The sequence below is a fragment of the Streptomyces sp. WAC05292 genome (assembly GCF_003949955.1).
In the GTDB taxonomy this organism is placed as follows: domain Bacteria; phylum Actinomycetota; class Actinomycetes; order Streptomycetales; family Streptomycetaceae; genus Streptomyces; species Streptomyces globosus.
In genome coordinates this window covers 1-1,945 of the sequence record NZ_RPSE01000655.1, presented here as the reverse complement: position 1 = coordinate 1,945, position 1,945 = coordinate 1, and the positions used below count along the sequence as shown (strand labels likewise).

Below are 1,945 nucleotides of genomic sequence, written 5' to 3'. Positions count from 1 at the left end.
GGGGTGGGGCTGAGGGGGCGGCGCCGGTTACTCCTCCAGCTCCCCGCCCCCTCCGGAGAACTGCGCCAGCCGGAACACCACGAATTCGGCCGGCTTGACCGGCGCGATGCCGATCTCGCAGACGACCCGGCCCAGGTCGACCGACTCCGGCGGGTTGGTCTCCTCGTCGCACTTCACGTAGAACGCGTCCTCGGGCCGCTGCCCGAAAAGCGCCCCCGTCCGCCACTCGTTGACGAGGAACGCCGAGATGTTGCGCCGGATCCGTGCCCACAGCGCCTGGTCGTTCGGCTCGAACACCACCCACTGGGTGCCGACGAGGATCGACTCCTCCAGGTAGTTGAAGTAGCGCCGCACGTTCAGGTAGCGCCACGCCGGGTCCGAGGCCAGCGTGCGCGCCCCCCACACCCGGATCCCGCGGCCCGGGAAGGCGCGGATGCAGTTCACGCCGACCGGGTTGAGGAGGTCCTGCTCGCCGCGGGTGATCTGGAGCTCCAGGTCGACCGCGCCGCGCACGATCTCGTTGGCGGGGGCCTTGTGGACGCCGCGCTCGGCGTCGTTGCGCGCCCACACGCCGGCCAGGTGCCCGGACGGCGGGACCACCTCGGCCTGGCCGGTGGACGGGTCGAAGACCTTGATCCACGGGTAGTAGAGGGCCGCGTACCGGGAGTCGTAGCCGGCGACCTCCATGCGCCACTTGCGGACGTCCCGCGCGTTCAGGCCGGGCGGCGGGTCGAGCAGCGCCATCCGGTCGCCCATCAGCTCGCAGTGCGCGACCATGCCGAGTTGGACCGCCTTGACCTGTTCGAGGTCCAGCAGGCCCCGCCGGTAGGCGGCCATCAGGTCGGGTGCGGCGACCATGGTGATCTCGTCGAGGGCTTCCAGGCCGCCGAATCCGGTGCGGTCCGCCGAGTCGCCGAGGAACCGGCCCGAGTCCAGGCCCGTCCCGGCGGCGGCCGGCACCGGTGCGGCGGCGCGCACGGCCGCGGGCCCGGCCGCGGGCGGCGGGGCCAGCGTCAGCGACTGCGCCTCCGGGCGCGCGGAGGCGGTCCCCGGCACGGCCTCCTCCACCGTGATGGTCTTGGACCGCTGGCGGACCTGCGCGACCACGTAGTTGCGCGCGGACTTGCGGGCGCTGACGTCGAACTCCTCGACGACCGCGTCCCCGTCCTTGACCAGCAGCTTGAACCGGTCCGCGGCGCCGGAGCCCCCTGACGAGCCCTCGCCTGCGCCGTCGGCGTCCTGCACCTCGACGGTGAGCGGGCCGGTGCCGGACGGCGCCGCCGTCAGGGCGGCCACCTTGAACGACCCGAGGACGGCGGCCTCGCCGGCCGCGCCCTCCTCCGGCACCGCCGCGGCGCGGCCGACCGCGGAGTCCGGGACCGCGGCCGCCGGGTCGGCGCCGCCGACCCGCACCACGTACGCGGCCGTGCCGCCGTTGTTGAAGAACCCGTACACGGCGTGCGCCAGGTAGCAGCCGTCCGTGAAGTCGCCGAACTCGGCGACGTACTGCGACCAGTTCGTCACCAGGGTCGGGTCGTTCAGCGGCCCGCACGGAGCGAGCCCGACGAACGCCGCGACGGACGTCCCCACCCCCTCGATGGGCCGGGAACCGCTGGCGACTTCCTCGACGTACACGCCGGGGGAGAGGTAGTTCGGCACGGGAAGCTGCTCCTTGCTGCTGATCGGGCGGCCGGCCGGGACGGCGTACCGCCCGCGGCGCGGCCGTATCCGCTGGTCAGACCGACCATCGCCGACCCGGGCACCCGCGCGGGAGGACCGGCCGGACCGCGTCGGGGGCAGCCCCGCCTTCCCGCCCGGACACCGGCCGCGCCCGAACCCGCAGTAACGTTCCCCTTCGGGGGGAACGCGGTGATCCAGGGGAAGAGGGGCGATAGGTGGGGGCGTACGGCGGCGCGGACGGCAGCGGCGCAGGCCGGGGCGGAGC

Annotated in this window: 1 protein-coding gene; it reads right to left on the bottom strand. The window is 74.4% G+C overall.

What is annotated here, in order from left to right:
- Window positions 1-27: 27 nt before the first annotated feature.
- A complete protein-coding gene (locus EF903_RS32095) occupies window positions 28-1,659 on the bottom strand; it encodes a phage tail sheath subtilisin-like domain-containing protein (RefSeq protein WP_125548471.1) in 1,632 nt (543 codons plus the stop codon).
- Between the last annotated feature and the right edge of the window lie 286 nt (window positions 1,660-1,945).